This is a genomic window from Methylobacterium tarhaniae, assembly GCF_001043955.1.
Classification (GTDB): Bacteria; Pseudomonadota; Alphaproteobacteria; order Rhizobiales; family Beijerinckiaceae; genus Methylobacterium; species Methylobacterium tarhaniae.
In genome coordinates, this window is the sequence record NZ_LABZ01000216.1 from 1 (window position 1) to 900 (window position 900).

Annotated in this window: 1 pseudogene; it reads right to left on the bottom strand. The window is 72.7% G+C overall.

Annotation, left to right across the window (positions count from 1 at the left end):
• Positions 1 to 97: 97 nt before the first annotated feature.
• Positions 98 to 823 (bottom strand): annotated as a pseudogene (locus VQ03_RS26000) (LLM class flavin-dependent oxidoreductase); the annotation flags it as partial.
• Positions 824 to 900 lie beyond the last annotated feature (77 nt).

Below are 900 nucleotides of genomic sequence, written 5' to 3' on the forward strand. Positions count from 1 at the left end.
GCCGCCGCCGAGGCGGAGGAGGGTGCGGCGATGCATGGTGGAGATCCTTTGTGGAAGATCCTTGAGCGCGAGGACCTTCGGAGGAGGGCCTTCGAGGTCAGGGATGCTTCGGCTGGCCGAGGTCGCGGTCGAACAGCGTCGACCACGTGAAGGGCTTGGTTCCGATCCTGTCGGCGCCGACCGCCCCGGCGCCGGGCGCCTCGCGCTCGACCGGCAGCCGCGGCAGCACGCGCTCGCCGAACCGGTAGGCTTCCTCCAGGAGCGGTAAACCAGAGAGGATGAAGGTCTCGATTCCAGCCTTCTGGTACGCCTCGATCGTGCGCAGCACGGTGTCGGGCGAGCCCACGATCGCGGTGCCGGGGCCGGGCCGCACCAGCCCGAGGCCCGCCCACAGGTTGGGGGCGACCTCGAGGACGCGCAGGTCGGCCGGCTTCACGCCGCCATGCATCGCCGACATCCGCTGCTGGCCGACCGAATCGGTGCCGCCGACGAAATGCTGGTTGGCGGCGATCGCGGCCTCGTCCATCCGGTCGTAGAGCGCGGCAGCGGCCTCCCAGGCCTCGGCGTCGGTGTCGCGCACGATCACGTAGAGGCGGATGCCGTAGCGCAAGTGGCGTCCGAGCGCGTCCGCCTTGGCCCGCACCACCTCGACCTTGCGGGCCATCTGCTCGGGCGTCTCGCCCCAGGACAGGTAGACGTCGACATGGCGGGCGGCGACGTCGAGCGCCGCGTCCGCGCCGAAAACGAAGAGGTCGGGGACGAAGGGGGCCGCGGGGGCGGGCGCGCCCGCGTTCGTGAGGGGGGGGGATTCCCCCCCCACGCCCGCGGCGGGAGACCCCGGCCGGGGGAGGGGCGGGGGGGGGGGGTGTGCTGTACAAGCACCACGCTCGCTCGCCAACC